Annotated in this window: 17 protein-coding genes; 10 read left to right on the top strand and 7 right to left on the bottom strand. The window is 42.5% G+C overall.

All coding sequences use genetic code 11. The features are described from left to right. Positions 1–107 precede the first annotated feature (107 nt). The 3 genes from LQ983_RS07730 (at position 108) to LQ983_RS07720 (ending at position 3,148) form a co-directional block, all read left to right on the top strand. The gene (locus LQ983_RS07730) at positions 108–1,013 is read left to right on the top strand and encodes a 1,4-dihydroxy-2-naphthoate polyprenyltransferase (protein ID WP_230622251.1); all 906 of its coding nucleotides are present in this window, start codon (positions 108–110) and stop codon (positions 1,011–1,013) included. Between the two features lie 50 nt (positions 1,014–1,063). Beyond that, a complete protein-coding gene (gene rraA, locus LQ983_RS07725) occupies positions 1,064–1,564 on the top strand; it encodes a ribonuclease E activity regulator RraA (protein ID WP_109128135.1) in 501 nt (166 codons plus the stop codon). 192 nt (positions 1,565–1,756) lie between these two features. Beyond that, positions 1,757–3,148 carry a DASS family sodium-coupled anion symporter gene (locus LQ983_RS07720; RefSeq protein ID WP_230622250.1) on the top strand — a complete coding sequence of 464 codons (1,392 nt, stop codon included), beginning with the start codon at positions 1,757–1,759 and terminating at the stop codon, positions 3,146–3,148. Positions 3,149–3,213: 65 nt separating this feature from the next. On the opposite strand, the gene yjgA is transcribed toward LQ983_RS07720, so the two are convergent. Further along, positions 3,214–3,747 carry a ribosome biogenesis factor YjgA gene (yjgA, locus tag LQ983_RS07715; protein WP_230622249.1) on the bottom strand — a complete coding sequence of 178 codons (534 nt, stop codon included), beginning with the start codon at positions 3,745–3,747 and terminating at the stop codon, positions 3,214–3,216. Between the two features lie 116 nt (positions 3,748–3,863). On the opposite strand from yjgA, the gene pmbA reads away from it, so the two are divergent. Then, a complete protein-coding gene (pmbA, locus tag LQ983_RS07710; protein ID WP_230622248.1) occupies positions 3,864–5,225 on the top strand; it encodes a metalloprotease PmbA in 1,362 nt (453 codons plus the stop codon). 230 nt (positions 5,226–5,455) lie between these two features. Further along, complete coding sequence (gene hpt / locus LQ983_RS07705; protein WP_230622247.1) at positions 5,456–5,995, top strand: hypoxanthine phosphoribosyltransferase; 540 nt, start codon at positions 5,456–5,458, stop codon at positions 5,993–5,995. 75 nt (positions 5,996–6,070) lie between these two features. On the opposite strand, the gene LQ983_RS07700 is transcribed toward hpt, so the two are convergent. From LQ983_RS07700 to pnp, 3 genes are all read right to left on the bottom strand, one after another. After that, on the bottom strand, positions 6,071–7,873 hold the full coding sequence (locus LQ983_RS07700; protein WP_230622246.1) for a DEAD/DEAH box helicase: 1,803 nt from the start codon (positions 7,871–7,873) through the stop codon (positions 6,071–6,073). Positions 7,874–7,981: 108 nt separating this feature from the next. Further along, a complete protein-coding gene (nlpI, locus tag LQ983_RS07695; protein ID WP_230622245.1) occupies positions 7,982–8,887 on the bottom strand; it encodes a lipoprotein NlpI in 906 nt (301 codons plus the stop codon). A gap of 88 nt (positions 8,888–8,975) precedes the next feature. Then, positions 8,976–11,105 carry a polyribonucleotide nucleotidyltransferase gene (pnp, locus tag LQ983_RS07690; RefSeq protein WP_230622244.1) on the bottom strand — a complete coding sequence of 710 codons (2,130 nt, stop codon included), beginning with the start codon at positions 11,103–11,105 and terminating at the stop codon, positions 8,976–8,978. Between the two features lie 271 nt (positions 11,106–11,376). Between pnp and nanQ the strand changes: the two genes are divergently transcribed. Next, positions 11,377–11,847, top strand: a complete 471-nt coding sequence (gene nanQ / locus LQ983_RS07685) for an N-acetylneuraminate anomerase (RefSeq protein ID WP_230622243.1) — start codon at positions 11,377–11,379, stop codon at positions 11,845–11,847. 96 nt (positions 11,848–11,943) lie between these two features. Here the strand turns inward: nanQ and LQ983_RS07680 are convergent, their stop codons facing one another. From LQ983_RS07680 to ampD, 3 genes are all read right to left on the bottom strand, one after another. After that, complete coding sequence (locus LQ983_RS07680) at positions 11,944–12,738, bottom strand: formate/nitrite transporter family protein (protein ID WP_006719133.1); 795 nt, start codon at positions 12,736–12,738, stop codon at positions 11,944–11,946. 163 nt (positions 12,739–12,901) lie between these two features. Next, on the bottom strand, positions 12,902–13,447 hold the full coding sequence (locus tag LQ983_RS07675; protein WP_230622242.1) for a carboxymuconolactone decarboxylase family protein: 546 nt from the start codon (positions 13,445–13,447) through the stop codon (positions 12,902–12,904). A 587-nt stretch (positions 13,448–14,034) separates the two neighbouring features. Beyond that, a complete protein-coding gene (gene ampD, locus LQ983_RS07670; RefSeq protein ID WP_230622241.1) occupies positions 14,035–14,589 on the bottom strand; it encodes a 1,6-anhydro-N-acetylmuramyl-L-alanine amidase AmpD in 555 nt (184 codons plus the stop codon). A gap of 126 nt (positions 14,590–14,715) precedes the next feature. Here ampD and LQ983_RS07665 point away from each other — a divergent pair, with 126 nt between their 5' ends. From LQ983_RS07665 to LQ983_RS07650, 4 genes are read left to right on the top strand one after another with little or no spacing between them, the layout of a single operon-like run. Next, complete coding sequence (locus LQ983_RS07665; protein ID WP_230622240.1) at positions 14,716–15,168, top strand: prepilin-type N-terminal cleavage/methylation domain-containing protein; 453 nt, start codon at positions 14,716–14,718, stop codon at positions 15,166–15,168. A gap of 28 nt (positions 15,169–15,196) precedes the next feature. Next, the gene (locus LQ983_RS07660) at positions 15,197–16,606 is read left to right on the top strand and encodes a GspE/PulE family protein (RefSeq protein ID WP_230622239.1); all 1,410 of its coding nucleotides are present in this window, start codon (positions 15,197–15,199) and stop codon (positions 16,604–16,606) included. Further along, positions 16,599–17,822: a type II secretion system F family protein gene (locus LQ983_RS07655; protein WP_230622238.1), complete on the top strand. Its 1,224-nt coding sequence runs from the start codon at positions 16,599–16,601 to the stop codon at positions 17,820–17,822. Before LQ983_RS07660 ends, LQ983_RS07655 begins: the two co-directional genes overlap by 8 nt. After that, positions 17,819–18,511, top strand: coding sequence for an A24 family peptidase (locus LQ983_RS07650; protein ID WP_230622237.1), 693 nt, complete (start codon positions 17,819–17,821; stop codon positions 18,509–18,511). Before LQ983_RS07655 ends, LQ983_RS07650 begins: the two co-directional genes overlap by 4 nt. Positions 18,512–18,530: the final 19 nt, after the last annotated feature.

Genomic DNA, 18,530 nt, shown 5'->3' with positions numbered 1-18,530 from the left:
TTCCTTAAAACAGTTAAAATCTGCAAAATAACCTTGTAGAATGGCGCCTATTTTAGCTAAAAGTGCGGTAAAAAATCGCCTTATTTTTCGTTATTCGAGTAGCCATTATGACAAAAAAGACAATAAAAATGTGGATTGAAACGGCGCGTCCGAAAACCCTGCCGCTAGCCTTGGCAACCATTTTAACCGGTTCTGCGCTTGCCTGTTGGGCGGGCAGTTTCCATTGGGGAATCACGGTGTTATGTTTACTCACCACGTTATTTCTGCAAATTCTTTCCAACTTCGCCAACGATTACGGTGATCATCAAAAAGGCTCCGACACGGCAGAACGTATCGGACCATTACGCGGCATTCAACAAGGCGCGATTTCTGCTGCACAGTTGAAAAAAGGGCTTTATGTGATGATCGCCTTGAGTTTCCTTTGTGGTGCTCTCTTAATCGGTATTGCTTACCAAAATGTGAGCGATTTAATCGCCTTTTCCCTTCTCGGTGTATTGGCTATTGTTGCCGCCATCACCTACACCGTGGGCAGCAAGCCTTACGGCTATTTGGGTTTAGGTGATATTTCCGTGTTAATTTTCTTTGGGTTATTGGGCATCGGAGGCACCTATTATCTGCAAGTACATGACTTCTCTGCTGTCATTTTACTGCCTGCCATTGCCAGTGGTTTACTTGCGACAGCCGTATTAAATATCAATAACTTGCGCGATATTGAACAAGATCGCACAGCAGGTAAAAACACCCTTGCCGTGCGCTTAGGTCCGCATAATGGGCGGATTTATCATTGCTTGCTGCTTTCCATTGCGGCGTTGTTTTATCTTTTGTTTGCCCTCATGAATTTGCGTAATCCGTTGAGTTTCGTCTTTTTGCTCACTTATCCGCTCTTGTTCAAACATGCTTATTTTGTTTTCTCTCATAAAGAGCCAGTGGCTTTACGCCCGATGCTGGCGCAAATGTCGCTGATTGCGTTACTTATCAATGGGCTATTTAGTTTTGGCTTGCTTCTAGGCTGAAACGGACTATACTAGCTCGCAGTATTCATCTTAAAAAAATAGGGTCTTTTATGTACATTGATACTTCTGAACTTTGCGATATTTATCTCGATCAAGTCGATGTTGTCGAACCTGTTTTCTCAAGTTTCGGCGGGCTAAGTTCTTTTTATGGCAAAGTCACCACCGTAAAATGTTTTGAAAATAACGGGTTAATAGCTGAAATTTTAGAAGAAAACGGTGAAGGACGCGTATTAGTCGTTGATGGCGGCGGTGCAGTACGCCGTGCGTTAATTGATGCGGAACTCGCACAATTAGCCGCAGACAATCATTGGGAAGGCATCATCGTTTATGGTGCGGTTCGTCAAATTCAACAACTGGAAAATATCGACATCGGCATTCATGCGTTAGCCCCAATTCCGGTAGGTGCAGATGAAAACAACCACGGCGAAACCGATGTTCCGGTCAACTTTGGTGGTGTAACTTTCTTCCCGGAAGACTTTGTGTATGCAGATCTCACCGGCATTATTCTGTCACAAGAAGCCTTAGACCTCGCAGATTTCGAGCAAGACTAATTCTAGCTGCGTCATTATTCTTCTAAAAGTGCGGTGAAAATATAGAAAATTTTCACCGCACTTTTTTTTGCGCGATGTCACAAATCCATAAAAAACTAATTGCTTTTTGTTAACAAAGTGCTAGTTTCCTTAGCATATTGCCTATTTTTGGCAATATGTTGATCTTTGATTTTATTGACAGGAATTAAAATTATGAAAGACACAACTCAAAATCAAAGTAAGAATTATAGGAGTGCAATTATCTTTATCTTTGCCGTCGTTCTATTTTTTGTCTTACTCAATACACTACCTTTTGATAAAAACGCCAATAGTGGGTTGGCATTATTAGCTTTAGTGGCCATTTTATGGTTAACAGAAGCCTTACACGTCACCATCACAGCATTAATTGTTCCACTTCTCGCTATTTTCTTGGGATTAGTGAAAACAAGTACTGCGCTAGCCACCTTTGCCGATCCAAATATCTTCTTATTCTTTGGGGGCTTTGCTTTAGCGACAGCGCTTCATATTCAACAGTTAGATAAAATGATCGCCAATAAAATTATGGCTTTGGCGAAAGGCAATTTATTTGTCGCGGTCATGTATTTATTCTCCGTTACCGCATTTTTGTCCATGTGGGTAAGTAATACAGCAACAGCGGCAATGATGTTACCCCTTGCCATGGGCGTGCTCAGCCGTTTAGATCGTAATTCAGAACATAACACCTATGTGTTTGTGCTTTTAGGGATTGCTTATAGCGCCAGTATCGGCGGTATGGGAACCTTAGTGGGAAGCCCGCCAAACAACATCGTTGCAACGCAATTGCACCTCACCTTCGCTGATTGGTTGTGGTATGGCTTGCCTATCATGATTATCTTAATGCCAATCATGATCGGAACGCTGTATATTGTCTTCAAACCAAAACTCAATATTCGTTTTGACCAACAATTTGAAGCCATTCCAATGAATAAACAACGTTGGATTACCTTAGCGATTTTCGTCTTTATTGCATTGAGCTGGGTTTTCAGTAGCCAAATCAACCCGATTCTTGCAGGCGCATTAGGATTGGAAGGTAAAATTGCCAGCTTCGATAGCGTTATTGCTTTATCTGCCGCGGTTATCCTTTGTGTTGCCGGCGTAACAAACTGGAAGCAAATTCAAGACAATACCGATTGGGGCGTATTAATGCTCTTCGGTGGTGGCTTAACCTTAAGTGCGGTATTAAAAAATTCCGGTGCAAGCAAAATTTTGGCTGACGGCATCGTATTCCTGATTGAAGGCGGTCACTTCTATCTCATCGGTTTATTGGTTGCTGCATTCATTATTTTCTTAACGGAATTCACCTCCAACACCGCCAGTGCAGCCTTGTTAGTGCCGATTTTCATTTCTATCGCACAATCTCTTGGTATGCCGGAAATCGGTTTAGCCTTAATCATCGGTTTAGGTGCGTCTTGTGCCTTCATGTTGCCGGTGGCAACACCGCCGAATGCCATTGTGTTCGGTACCGGTGAAGTGAAACAAAGTGAAATGGTAAGAGCCGGTATTCTTTTGAATATCGTGTGTATCTTTGTTATCGCGACCTTCGGTTACTTCTTCTGGCTAAATTAATTCGCCCATAAAAAACAGCCCCTTAATAAATCGCTTATTAAGGGGCTGAATTATTTCACATCAGGTTAATCTTCCAACACAATTTCCTTCAAATACTGGAAAATTTCACGGTAAGCTTTTGCCGGTTTATTTTGTTCTTTTTCCTTACTCGCGGTACGAATCAAATTTCGCAGATGTTGTCGGTCAGCATGCGGATAATCCGCTAGAAAATCCGTTAATGCATCATCGCCTTTTGCCACCAACGTATCACGTAATAATTCCAACTTATGCAACATTGCTTGTTGTTGCTGATGTTTGTTCTCTAATTTTTCCAAAGCTGCTTGGATGGGTTCAACATCCATCCCGCGCAATAATTTACCGATATATTGCAATTGGCGACGACGGGCTTCTTTTTGCAGACGCTGGGCTAAATTCACGGCTTCCAATAAAGCGTCTTCCAAAGGGATTTTATCTAATTTTGCCTTTGTCAGCTCAACCAGTTTTTCACCCAGTTTTTTTAATGCTTCCGCATCCCGTTTAATTTCACTTTTGCTGACCCAAATAATTTCTTCCTGCTCTTCATCTTGCCAGTCAAAATCTTCTTTTTTACGTTTTGCCATCTTCTTTTCCATCGTTCTACTTAAAAGTGCGGTGCATTTTAGCACAGAATCCGTGGTTCGCCTTAAAAAGAAAAATACGCTAAAATTGGCGAAATTTCATTATTGAGAAAAGCACAATGCCACAAAAAACACTTGAAAATGCCACCGCACTTTTACGCCAACAAGAACAACAACTGCGCGATGCTGTCAGCCTTGCCATTGAAATTGCACAAAAGGCAGGTGCAACGGCCGAAGTGGGTGTGACTAAATCCGGCGGACTCTCCGTCTCCACTCGCTTACAAGAAATTGAAAACGTTGAATTTAACAACGACGGCGCGTTGGGTATTTCCGTCTATGTAGGACAGCAAAAAGGCAACGCCTCCACCTCGGATTTGACACCGGAAGCCATTAAAAACACCGTAGAAGCGGCTCTTGCTATTGCCAAATACACTTCACCGGATGATTGTGCAGGGTTAGCCGACAGAGAATTAATGGCATTTGATGCGCCGGATTTGGATTTGTATCACGCTGCTGAAATTGACGTTGATAAAGCAGTGCAACTTGCTTTGGATACCGAAAAAGCCGCATTAGAACACGATGAACGTATCGTGAACAGTGAAGGCGCGTCTTTCAACGCCCATACTGGCGTGCGCGTTTATGGCAACAGCCACGGCATGTTGCAAAGCTATTTATCCAGCCGCTATTCGCTTTCTTGCTCCGTCATTGCAGAGCATCAAGAACAATTGGAACGAGATTATGAATACACGGTGGCTCGTGATATTAATCAATTAGCCCAACCAAATTGGGTCGGTGAAAATGCAGCGAAAAAAGCCATTGCCCGCTTACAACCCCAAAAACTTGCCACACAAGAAGCGCCCGTCATTTTCTTAAACGATGTCGCAACGGGCTTAATCAGCCATTTAGCAGCCGCCATCAGCGGTGGCAGCTTATACCGCAAAGCTAGTTTTTTGTTGGATCACTTAGGAAAACAAGTATTACCTGATTGGTTTGAAATCGTTGAAAGACCGCACTTACTCCGTCAATTAGCCTCAACCCCGTTTGATAGTGAAGGGGTCAGAACGCAGGACATGGAGATTATTCGCAACGGGATTTTACAAACCTATTTGCTCACCAGTTACAGCGGACGCAAGCTCGGCATGCAAAGCACAGGACACGCTGGCGGCATTCATAACTGGCTGATCAAACCAAATTCATCAGGAAAACTGACCGCACTTTTACGCCAAATGAATCGCGGTTTACTCGTAACAGAAGTGATGGGACAAGGTGTAAATTTGGTTACCGGTGATTATTCACGAGGCGCAGCCGGTTTTTGGGTTGAAAACGGTGAAATTCAATATCCGGTTGCAGAAATCACCATCGCAGGACAACTGCCGGACATGTTACGCAATATTGTTGCTGTTGCCGATGATATTGAGCATCGCTCCAATATTCAGACAGGTTCCATTTTATTAGAAAAAATGAAAATTTCCGGAAATTAAAACAAATGAGAATAATTCTTATTGACAATAATAAAAACTCTGCTAACATAAGCCGCATCTGTTAAGTATTGCAATGAAGATGAATGGTTGTTATTGGAAGTCTGCATAGCACGCCAAACAGGTAGAGTAGAAAGTAAATTCGTTAGGGTACTTAAAAAGACTGAAGTTTAAACTTCAGTCTTTTTTTTGTTAGAATAGCGCCCTCATCATCTGGCAAAGGTAACATTTAAATGAAAAAACACCACGTCGATATTCTTATTTCCGAACAAGAAGTTCGTTCCCGTATTGCTGAACTTGGCAAAGAAATCACCGCATTCTATCAACAAAAAAAAGTTAATCACCTTGTGGTAATAGGCTTGTTGCGTGGTTCCTTTATGTTTATGGCGGATTTAGTACGCGAATTACATTTGCCAGTAGAAATCGAATTTATGACCACATCAAGCTACGGTAGCGGCATGACAACTAACCACGATGTTCGCATTACAAAAGATATTGAAAGCGACATTCGCGATAGAGACGTACTGATCGTAGAAGACATTATTGACACAGGCTACACCCTAGAAAAAGTGCGTGAGATTCTTAATTTACGCGAACCGGCCTCTTTGACAATTTGTACTTTGTTGGATAAACCATCCCGTCGTGAAGTGAATGTACCGGTAGACTGGGTTGGCTTCACCATCCCTGATGAATTCGTGGTGGGCTATGGCATTGACTACGCACAACAACATCGCAACCTCGGCTATATCGGCAAAGTCATTTTAGAAGAATAAGAAAAACGGCTTATCACATGATAAGCCGTCAATTTATCTCAAAAAACGACCGCACTTTATGTGCGGTCTTCTTCTTTATTTTCTAAACTCACGTTTCTCTTTAAAAGTGCGGTGAGATTTTTCTTTAAATTTACGTTCGCCTTTGAAGCCTTTTTCTTCAAAACGTCCGCCACGGCGTTTTCCGCCAAAATTATCACCGCCACGCTCGCCTTTGGCTTCGCCGATAAAAGACATACGCATTTGTTTATTCAACACACGCGTTTTCGCAAATTGTTGTAACAATTCTTTCGGCATACCTTGTGGCAATTCAATGGTGGAATAATCATCATACAACTTGATGTGACCGATGTAGCGACTATTAATATCGCCTTCATTGGCAATAGCCCCAACAATATGACGAACTTCCACGCCATCTCCGCGGCCCACTTCAATACGATATAAATCCATTGGTTGTGGATTGCCATAGCCTTTACGTTCACCACGACGTTCTGCTGAACGAGGATTCTCGCGACGGTCACCACGCTCACTACGATCACGGCGTGCTTTTTTATCCACAATCGGATCCGGTGGAAGAATCAGTTTTTGTTTGCCTTGTAGCAACATCATCATAGCGGCGGCAATATCTTCTTGTGATTGGTCAGCAGTAAACATATCTTCCAACAATTCACGATAAATCTCTAAATCATGATGTTCCAACTGCGTGGTAATTTTATCTTTGAATTTCTTACGACGGCAGGCTTGTAAGACTTCATGATTCGGCAATTCCACCTCTTCAATATTTTTCTTGATAAGGTGTTCAACATTACGCAACAAACGACGTTCACGCGGTTCAACGAACAATAACGCACGACCGGAACGTCCTGCACGGCCAGTACGACCAATACGGTGTACATAAGATTCAGCATCGAGCGGGATATCATAGTTCACCACAAGGCTAATACGTTCAATATCGATACCACGCGCCGCCACGTCTGTCGCCACAACGATATCTAAGCTGCCACTACGCAAACGATCTAAGGTTTGTTCACGTAATTGTTGTGTCATATCGCCATTCAATGCTGCCGCACGGAAACCGTGTTTTTCCAACAATTCCGTTACGTCTAACGTGCCGGTTTTGGTACGGGTGAAAATAATGGCCGCATCAAAATCTTCCACTTCCAAGAAACGCAACAAGGCATCATTTTTGCGGAAGCCATGAACATACCAACAACTTTGCGCAATATCCGGCGCACTTTGTTGGGTCGCTTTAATTTTGACTTCTTGCGGATCTTTCATAAAGCGTTTGGTGATTCGACGAATCGGCTCCGGCATGGTGGCAGAGAAAAGTGCGGTTTGGTGATGTTCAGGTAATTCTGCCATCACGGTTTCCACATCATCAATAAAGCCCATGCGCAACATTTCATCCGCTTCGTCTAACACAATGGCTTTAAGTTCAGCAAGGCTTAAGGTGCCACGACGTAGGTGATCCAAAATACGTCCCGGTGTCCCTACCACAACTTGCGCCCCTTGTTTTAACGCACGTAATTGGATGTCATAACGTTGGCCACCATATAAAGTCACAATATTAATACCTTTGGCATATTTCACGAATTGCTCACATGCATCTGCAACTTGAATAGCTAATTCACGGGTCGGCGCCATCACTAATAATTGCGGGTGTTTTTCGGTTGGATCGATTTGCGCCAAAATTGGCAAAGAAAAAGCCGCTGTTTTCCCACTACCGGTTTGTGCCATGCCCAGTACATCACGGCCTTCTAATAAGTGCGGTATGCAAATTTGTTGAATTGGAGAAGGTGTTTCAAAACCAAGATCGGAAACAGCATTAAGGATGAATTCAGGCAAGCCTAAATCCTTGAAAGTCATTTTAGTTTCAGTCATTAAAAATACTCGAATGTATAAAAGGAAAGCTCAATAGACGCTTTCAGGTTAATCACAGTGTGTCGTTTTGCGTCTTACAACGCATCGCCGGTTGAGCCATGCTCACCGTTATTCTGCTTGAGCCTGTTGTCCTAATTTCGATAGCTCAAACACCGCAAAACGATACTCCACAAAGTTATACACCTGATTTGCAACAGCCAGTTTGAATAAGGTCTCTGCCTCATCAATCTGTCCCATATTGAGTTTTTGTTTTGCTAGATAAAAGTAGGTTTCAGTCAGCACTTCTGCGTATTGCGTAGCGGTTTTTGTTGCAAACTGCTGCGCTTTAGCCTGTAGATCCTGAACTGACAATTTGCCCAAATAATATTGGACAATGTAGGTACCCCAATAATCCTGAGAAAGCCCAACAGCACGTTGAGCCAGATTTTTTTGTGCTTCGGCCGGTTTAAATTTTAATTCATTCAAATACAGCCATAAAACACGGTAAGGATCTGATTTATTGCGTTGATAAAATGCCAAGAAATCCTGTTCAGCGAGGTTATACCGTCCCACATAATAGAAGTCTAATGCTCGATTAAGGAAGGTATATTCATAGTCAGGATCGAGGCTGAAAACCGTATTAAAGGCCTCTAATGCGCCGTCATAGTCTTCATCAAGTAATAAATAAAGCCCTAGATAGTTATATACTGCTGCCATTTTCGGTTGCAATGCAAGAGCTTGAGTAAAGTCATAACGCGCTAAAGCCCAAAGCCCCAAACTATCGTAAAGCACGCCCCGTTCAAAATGGAGAGAAGCACGTTCTTCATTACTCATTTTTCCAACGAGCAAAACCTGACTAATCCGAACAATCATTACTTCTTGTTCAAAATGCTGGCTTGGGTTTTGATCGGCTAGCACCACTTTATTTTTAGACAAAAAACTATTGTTCAAGCTGACACAGCCAGACAATAAAAAAGTAAAAAATAAAATGGGTAAAAACACCGCGAAATTAAACAACCCATTGCGTTGTGTCATTTCTTTGTAAGCCTTAAAGCAGAGGAATTGCTTATTGAAAAGAAATGTTACGGGACATTCCGTCCCGTAACATTAATCCTAAATTTAATTATTCCTGTTCAATAACTTCATCAAAGGATTCTTGAACAGTGTCTTGTTTAGGCGCAAGTTCTTTCATGGTTAAACGGATACGACCTTGACGATCGATTTCTACCACTTTAACCATCACTTCTTGTCCTACTTGTAGATAATCACTGACTTTTTCCACACGTTCTTCAGCAATTTGAGAAATGTGAACCAAGCCTTCTTTATTACCTACGATAGAAACGAATGCACCGAAATCGGCTAAACGAGTCACTTTACCTTTGTAAATGGCACCCGCTTCTACTTCAGCAGTGATGTCTTCGATACGTGTCATCACATCTTGTACGGCATTCTTATCTACCGCAGCGATTTTCACTGTACCGTCATCATCAATATCAATGGAAGTACCGGTTTCTTCGGTCAATGCACGAATCACTGCACCACCTTTACCGATCACATCTTTGATTTTCTTCGGATCAATTTTCATGGTGTAGATACGCGGCGCGAAATCAGAAATATCAGCACGCGGCGCCGGAATGGCTTGTTCCATCACACCAAGAATATGCATACGTGCGCTTTTCGCTTGGTTTAATGCAATTTGCATGATTTCAGCGGTGATACCTTCAATTTTGATATCCATTTGAAGTGCGGTTACACCTTGACGCGTACCCGCCACTTTAAAGTCCATATCACCTAAGTGGTCTTCATCACCAAGAATATCGGAAAGCACGACAAATTTGTCATCTTCTTTCACCAAGCCCATTGCGATACCTGCGACAGCCGCTTTAATCGGCACGCCGGCATCCATTAACGCAAGAGAAGCACCACACACGGAAGCCATAGAAGAAGAACCGTTGGATTCGGTAATTTCAGATACCACACGTACCACATACGGGAATTCGGCTAAGGTTGGCATCACTGCTGCCACACCGCGTTTCGCCAAACGACCGTGACCAATTTCACGACGTTTTGGTGAACCAATCATACCGGTTTCACCTACGGAATACGGAGGGAAGTTATAGTGGAACAAGAAGTGATCTTGACGCTCACCGGTTAATTCATCAATGATTTGCGCATCACGTTCCGTCCCTAAAGTAGCAACAGCCAACGCTTGAGTTTCACCACGGGTAAAGATTGCAGAACCGTGGGTACGCGGTAATACACCGGTGCAAATATCTAATGCACGAATGGTATCAACAGTACGTCCGTCAATACGCGGTTCACCTGCGATAATACGTCCACGCACGATTTGGCTTTCAAGTGCGGTGAAAATATCAACAATTTTGCCTTCGCTGACTTCTTCATCTTCAGCGGTAATTTGAGCAACAACGTCTGCTTTAATCGCATCAATTTGCTCATAACGCGCTTGTTTTTCAGTGATACGATACGCATCGCCTAAACGCGCTTCAGCTAACGCTTTCACTTTATTGATTAAATCAGTATTTGGTTCAGGTGCAACCCAATCCCAACGTGGTTTACCGGCTTCTGCAACCAATTCTTTAATGGCTTCAATCACCACTTGTTGTTGCTGATGGCCATAAACCACCGCAGCCAACATTTGCTCTTCAGTGAGGATATCTGCTTCAGATTCCACCATTAATACGGCTTTGTCAGTACCTGCAACCACTAAATCCAAACGGCTTTGTTTTTGTTCGTTAATGGTTGGGTTTAATACGAATTGATCGTTGATGAAACCAACACGCGCCGCACCGATTGGGCCATTAAATGGCACACCGGATAAAGACAACGCAGCTGACGCACCGATCATTGCCACTAAATCCGGGCTGATTTGTGGGTTTACAGAAACAACCGTCGCAACCACTTGGATTTCATTAAAGAAACCTTCTGGGAATAACGGACGAATCGGACGGTCGATTAAACGGGCAATTAAGGTTTCGCCTTCAGACGGACGACCTTCGCGTTTGAAGAAACCGCCCGGAATACGACCGGCGGCATAAGTACGCTCTTGATAGTTAACGGTTAATGGGAAGAAATCTTGCCCTTCTTTCACATCTTTTTTGGCAACTACGGCAACGAATACGGTTGTATCGTCCATGCTTGCCATAACGGCAGCGGTGGCTTGACGTGCAATAGCGCCGGTTTCTAAAGTTACGGTATGTTGACCGTATTTAAACTGCTTAACAATTGGATCCACAATGTTTTCCTTCTTAAATAAATATTCACAATGTTTTATTTTCCAATTTGCGACTAGCAAAAATAATCTTAAAACCGACCGCACTTTTTTGACGTCCACGCGGAAAATCACTTTTGTTAGCCGCACGCTAATTCAGAAAATAAAACGCGGGCATTATACAGGGCTTTTGCCTTGATGGGTAACTTTTTTACGCAATTACGATTTATGACTACCTGAAAAATAAGGTTAATGATAAAATCACTCCAGTTTCTAAAACAAAAAAGGAGAAAATATGTTAATTGGAGATTTAACCCGCGCGGATTTTAAACTTGGCTTACCTAAAGTCATTACCGAAATCTGTGAATATTTAAAAGGTTTGGATTTAGAAAAATTAGAAGTTGGTCGTCATGACATTACTGACCAAATTTATATGAACGTGATGGAACCTGAACTGGCTGACGCCGCGAGCAAAAAAGCAGAATTGCACCATAAATATTTGGACGTTCAAGTATTAATTCTTGGCGTAGAAAACATCGAAGTCGGTGCAACTTACCCTGACTTAAATAAATACGAAGCTTACCACGAAGATGATGACTACCAACTTACCCAAGAAATCGACAACAAAAGCACAATTACATTAGTGCCAAATATGTTTGCGGTGTTCTATCCTTATGAACCCCATAAACCTTGTTGTAACGTGAATGGTCAATCCGCCAAAATCAAAAAACTCGTGGTAAAAGTACCGGTAGAGTTAATTAAATAAACCTCGCTGAATCACATTCAAGACTGAAATAGGGAATCGACATGATTCCCTATTTTTTATTCGAAACACTGAAAAATTCCACCGCACTTTTATGCGCTAAATTTGATAATCCTCTTTAAGCAAATGACGATAGGCGTAAAGATAAGAAGCCCCAACAAATGCCGCCCCACCTGTCACATTACCCAAGAAGACGGGAAGCATATTTAAGAAAAATTCTCCCCATGTTACATTTGCTCCGGCAAAAATCCCTGCCGGAATAATAAACATATTTGCCACAAAATGCTGTAGCCCAATCAACACAAAAATCATCACAGGGAACCACATGGCAAGAATACGTCCCGATGTTTGCTTTGCACCAAAATAAAACCAAATCCCCATACACACCATCCAGTTACAGGCAATCGCTGAAACAAAGGCGCGCAAGAAATCCATATTCACTTTCGCTTCTGCAATAGCAATGGTTTTACTCGCTGCCGCCCCTTCAGCTAACCCCACATAATGTCCAAGAAAAAACGCCATAAATAATGCGCCGGCAAGGTTACCTAAACTCACAATTACCCAGTTACGTAATAATTTCTTAAAGCTTACCTGTTTGCTCAATCGCCCCAAAGCCATCATCATCATGTTCCCTGTGGCCAATTCGCCGCCTCCGATCAGAATACAAATTAAGCAAATAGGAAAGACAGCGGCCCCCAATAAGGTTGCCAAGCCCGCCCACTCCGCCGGTATGCCGCTGACAACTTTTAAATATGCCATATAACCGAAACTCACATAACCGCCTCCTAGAAAGCTAAGAATGGCCAAGGTTTTTACGCTGCCAAGTGATTTTGCATAACTTTTGTCGATGACATCTTGCAAGATTTCATGGGGATAAAGATCACGCTGTTGCATATTTTTCTCCTTGTTTATTAATACGTTGCTAATGCTTAAAATCTAACAAAGGGAGTTTTAAAAAGAAAAGAATTAGTGACTATATTTAAAAACCATCAGTTATAACAAAAGTAAGGCATAAAAAAGGCAGCTCACAAGAGCTGCCTTACATATAAAAAGAACCTTAAGCAAAAGGCTGAAGTTCCGGGTTAATCGGTGTGTCCGCAAGATTATTTGCATAATTACATAACGTCGCTAGACTTACCCCTAACACCACATCAAGGGCATTCTCCTTTGTGTAACCTGCATCATAAAAGGCTTGCTGTTGCGCTTGGGTCAATTTTGCTTTTTGCAAGATGACTGTCAGTGTAAAACGGGCAAGAGCATCCAATTTAGCATCTTGTTCAATGCGCGCAGTCGAACGAATTTGGTTAACCAGGGCCTCTTCAAGTTTCAATAGTTTTAAGGCAATTTTAGTATGCCCTGCCACACAGAAACCGCAACCATTGACCACCGCTGCAGTAATTTGAACCACTTCTCGTTCTGCGGCGGTTAAACTATTTCGTCCATTAATTCCGCCCACCGTACGGTAGGTTTCTAGCGCTGTCGGTGCATTCGCAAGAACACCAATTAAATTTGGAATAAATCCGTTAGCATTTTGCACGGCTTTTAACGCTTCTTTTGCAGCTTCCGGTGCGGTTTCGATGGTATGAATGGGAAATTGTGACATATAAAACTCCTATAAAGAAAACGGGTGACGAATTGGTCATCAATATTACGTAGAATTCTGGATATTGAAAAAGAAATAAAGGTTATGCTGTAGATTAAAAAGTTATAAAGTGCGGTCCCCAAATACGTCAAATTTTTATGTTATTCTTGAACGGAATTTTTGATGATGTGGATAAGCCTGTGAATAGTGAGCTAAAAACAGGAAATAAGCTGTCATCTATTTTCCTTCCAAACCAATTCCTACTCAATTTTTTACTGGCTTGTTTAAATTCTCCTCACAAATTTTCAGTGATTTATACCTCATCCGTTTTTTACGATTTTTTCAACAAGTTATGTCGAACAAATGAGCACGATTTCTTTTGTCTATTTCGGGTTTTACGATTTCCCCTCCTCCTGTGAGTTATTCAGTATTTCTGTGGATAAAATTGTGTTTCAACCACGGAATAACTAGAAATAACCTGAAAAATTTCAATTTAACAAATAATCAAAAGAAAATTTATCCTTATTTTTCAATGCAATAATAAAAAAGAAACGGCATTTTCCTGTTAATGAAAAATGCCGCTTTATGCTGTCTATTTATTGTTCAATTTAAATATTCTGTAAATACCGCTGCCAATCAAAATATTGTCCCGGGTCGATTTTCCGCCCCGGTGACACATCGCAATGGCCCACAATACGCTCTTTGGTAATATGCGGATATGTCCGCATAATTTCCTGTGTAAGTGCTTGTAATGCTGAATATTGTGCATCAGTAAACGGCTGTTCATTACTGCCTTCCAATTCAATACCAATGGCAAAATCATTGCATTTATCCCGCCCCTCAAAACAAGATAAACCGGCATGCCAAGCACGATCAGCAAAATTCACATATTGAGTAATCCGTCCTGTACGCTCAATTAAACAATGGGCTGACACCCGTAACGGACTGATTTCTTGAAAATAAGGATGTGCCTGCGGGTCTAATTTTCCTTGAAAAAAATCATCAATATAACCGCCGCCAAATTGCTCCGGCGGCAAACTGATATAATGAATAATCAACAAGGAAATATCCTGTGGCTCAGGGCGTTGATCAAAATGCGGTGACAACACTCTCCTTTCGTTGACTAACCATCCGTCTTTAATGTGTAACTGTTTTTCCATCATAAGATTTTTATTTTGCGATCAAGATCCCAGAAAAGTGCAGTGTAATTTCACACTATTTTTCCGCTAAGCCAAAATACCTCCGCTTCAAATCAACCATATTATTTTTCATTGAACAAGGTATTTTTTATGACAATTCAATCCGTTTTTATCTCTCTGAAATCCGTTAAAAAAGGGTTTACATTAATCGAATTAATGATTGTGATTGCGATCGTCGCGATTCTCGCCACTGTCGCGGTGCCATCTTACCAAAATTACACCAAAAAAGCGGCTATTTCCGAGTTGTTACAGGCTTCTGCGCCGCTTCGCGCCGAAGTGGAACTGTGTATTTACAACACCGGCAAAACCGATAACTGCAGCGGAGGACAAAACGGCATTCAAGCAGACGTTACCGATGCCACAAAACAAAAATACGTAAAATCCACCAAAGTGAAAAGTGGCGCTATCACTGTAACCGGGAAAAGCAGTCTCGAAAATATTAGCTACACCCTCAGTGCCTCCGGCACCGCTGCCACGGGGGTAAGCTGGGCGGCTTCCTGCGGTAATAATGCAGAAATTTTCCCGGCGGGCTTTTGCTCTTAAGTGCTAATCCAATAGGGCGGTAAAGGAGATGCAACATCCGATGGAACGGCATTATTCGGTCGTCAATCAACAGGGCGAAGAATTTTGTATTACGCCTGAGCTTTGGCTTAGAAATCAGCAACAACAAACCGCCCTCTTACGTTATTTGGCGTTACCGTTAAAAGAAGACGCCCAAACTCTGTGGCTAGGATTGGATTCATTAACCAATCTTGCCGCTTGTGAAACCTTTTCCTTTCTCAGTGGAAAGCACATTGAGCCTGTGTTATTGCCTAGCCATCTACTCAAAAGCGCACTACAGGATTTAACAAAATCTGAAAAAGTCGAGGAAAATCAACCGCTCTTTTATTCAACTGAACTACAAGAACAGCCTGATACCCAGCAAATTGATGAGCCGATCATTCAACAACTCAATCAGATTTTTGAAAACGCTACACAGAAAAAAGCATCCGATATTCATTTAGAACCGCAAGCCGAGGGATTACAAGTGCGTTTTCGTATTGATGGCGTATTGCAAGTACAAGAACAAATCTCGCGTTCTTTGGCAAACCGCTTAATTTCCCGTCTGAAATTATTGGCGAAATTGGATATTAGCGAGACACGTTTACCGCAAGATGGCCGCTTTCAGTTTAAAACCACCTTTTCCGATATTTTAGATTTTCGTCTCTCAACCCTTGCGACCCAATTTGGCGAAAAAGCCGTGTTGCGTTTACAGCAAAATCGGCCCGTTCAGTTGGAATTCAGTGAATTGGGCATGACTGAATCACAGCAACAACTTTTCCGTCATGCATTAAGCCAACCCCAAGGGTTGGTTTTAGTAACCGGCCCGACCGGTAGCGGTAAAAGTATTTCTTTGTATACAGCATTACAGTATTTAAATACACCGGAAAAACACATTATGACGGCAGAGGATCCCATTGAAATTCAGTTGCCAGGTATTATTCAAACTCAAGTAAATAATCCTATTGGCTTGGATTTCAGCCGTCTCCTTCGTACCTTCTTACGCCAAGATCCCGACATCATTATGCTAGGTGAAATTCGTGATGAAGAAAGTGCCGCCATGGCACTACGCGCCGCACAAACCGGACACTTAGTCCTTTCTACCTTACACACCAATGATGCTCCTTCCGCCATTTCCCGCTTGCAACAGTTGGGTATTCAGCGCCATGAAATCGACAGCAGCTTGTTACTTGTCATCGCGCAACGATTGGTGCGTAAACGTTGCCAAAAGTGCGGTGGAAATCCCAACCATTTTTGCGACTGTCATCAAGGTTACAAAGGGCGTGTCGGGGTATATCAATTCCTACAACCTCAACTACACCATCCGCAAGGCTATGAAATGGATTTCGATGATTTACGCCAAAGCGCCTTAGAAAAAATCCGAAACGGTACAACAGATTTAGTCGAAATTCAGCGCGTATTAGGGCAGTCCCATGACTAAATTAAAATTATTTCGCTGGCGAGCGATCAATCGGTTACAACAAAAACAAAAAGGACTCATTGTAGCAGAAAGCGAAGCAAAGGCACGGCAGCAGTTAATGGCGCGAGGTTTGCAAAGCATTACATTGCAACAAAACTGGCAACTGAGCAATAAGCCGAAAAATGCCGAGATCTGCGCCTTACTTTCACAGCTCGCGACATTATTACAAGCCGCGGTCCCCTTAAAACATAGTCTGCAAATTCTGTTGCAAAACTGCACCAATATCGCACTGAATCAATGGCTCCGTCTCTTATTACGAGACATTGAAAGGGGTTTAGCCTTTTCTCAAGCCTTAGAACAGCAAGGGTTATACCTCACCTATCAAGAACGCCAACTTATTCAAGTAGGTGAAATGACCGGCAAACTTGCTGCGGTTTGTCATGAAATAGCCCAACACAAACAACAAACACTGGCGTTGCAGCGTAAAATACAAAAGATCTTGCTTTACCCTGTGTTGGTACTGGGTATTTCATTAATATTGACCGTCCTGCTATTGTTATTCATCGTGCCACAATTTGCGGCGATGTATGACAACAACAGCGCACAACTCCCCGCCTTTACACAACTTCTACTTACGCTCTCTCAAGGGTTACAAAATTATTGGTTGGCTCTACTCATCGTTGTTGTACTCACCGTCATACTCATTCGCTTTCAGCTGAAACACTCGCCCTGGCTTCATCGACAAAAAACACGTTTGTTCAACAACATGCCGCTGCTTAATCATATCGTTCGGCTTTCCCGTTTGGTGAGCTTCAGCCGCAGTTTATTTTTGATGTTACAGGCTGGCGTTCCACTAAATCAGGCACTTCAATCTTTCCTACCGAAACAACAAAGCTGGCAAACCAAACCTCAATTACAAGGCGATTTAATATTAATGACGGAAGTGCAATCGGCACTCCATTGGATTCAACAAGGCTATCCGTTTTCCGCCAGCGTGAGTGGACAAATTTTTCCCCCTGCAGCCCAACAAATGCTACAAGTAGGAGAACAAAGTGGAGAATTGCCCAAGATGCTGCAATTTATCGCCAACGATCATCAACAACAGCTAGATCATCAAATTGATCTCCTGTCACAAATGCTTGAACCTTTATTAATGGTGATTATCGGCGGACTTATCGGTTTAATTATGCTCGGCATGTACCTACCGATTTTCAACATGGGTTCGCTAGTACAATGATGTGGCTATTCTTTCTGCTTGCTGGTGTTGTCTGTGGCGTGTTGGTACATAATTATGTAGTGCACTTTGCCCGCAAATTAAGTCATGAGGTTTACAGCGCATACATTGAAATTTACCCGGAAAATCCACCGCACTTTATGCCGGGAAAATCCGTTCTCAAGCCACTCCAAAAACAAGCTTCCGCACTGATTTACGGCATGCTGTTCGCACTGTTCTTTTTACTTTGCTATGCCACCAATGACGAGCCATCAAAGGGACTTTGCCTTGCGCTTTATATCACCATTTTGAGCTCAATTTCTTTGGTGGATTGGCACTATCGCCTGATCTCGCCCACATTGTGCCAAGCCTTACTTGCCCTCGGCTTAGGAGCGGCATATTGGCAAATCGGAGCATTATCCCTTGAACAAAGCCTACAAAGTGCGGTCCTCTTTGGAGGCGTTTTTTATGCTATCTATCATGCTGCCAAAGGGTACTACCGACAAGAAGCATTAGGACGAGGCGACTACTGGCTGGCTCTCGGGTTAGGAGCTTTTATGCCGGCACAGCAACTCCCCGTCTTTTTGTTCCTCGCCTGCCTTTTCGGCTTAATCTACGCGACCTACGCCAAGTATCGAAACCGTACACTCAACACGGTTCCATTCGGTCCATTTCTCTCTTTTTCAGGTCTTGTCTGTTTATTGCTTAATTGAACACATGAACGTATGATCG

Origin of the sequence: Aggregatibacter sp. Marseille-P9115, from assembly GCF_920939465.1 — a bacterium.
Taxonomy (GTDB): Bacteria; Pseudomonadota; Gammaproteobacteria; order Enterobacterales; family Pasteurellaceae; genus Aggregatibacter; species Aggregatibacter segnis_B.
This window is presented reverse-complemented; position numbering and strand designations above follow the sequence as displayed.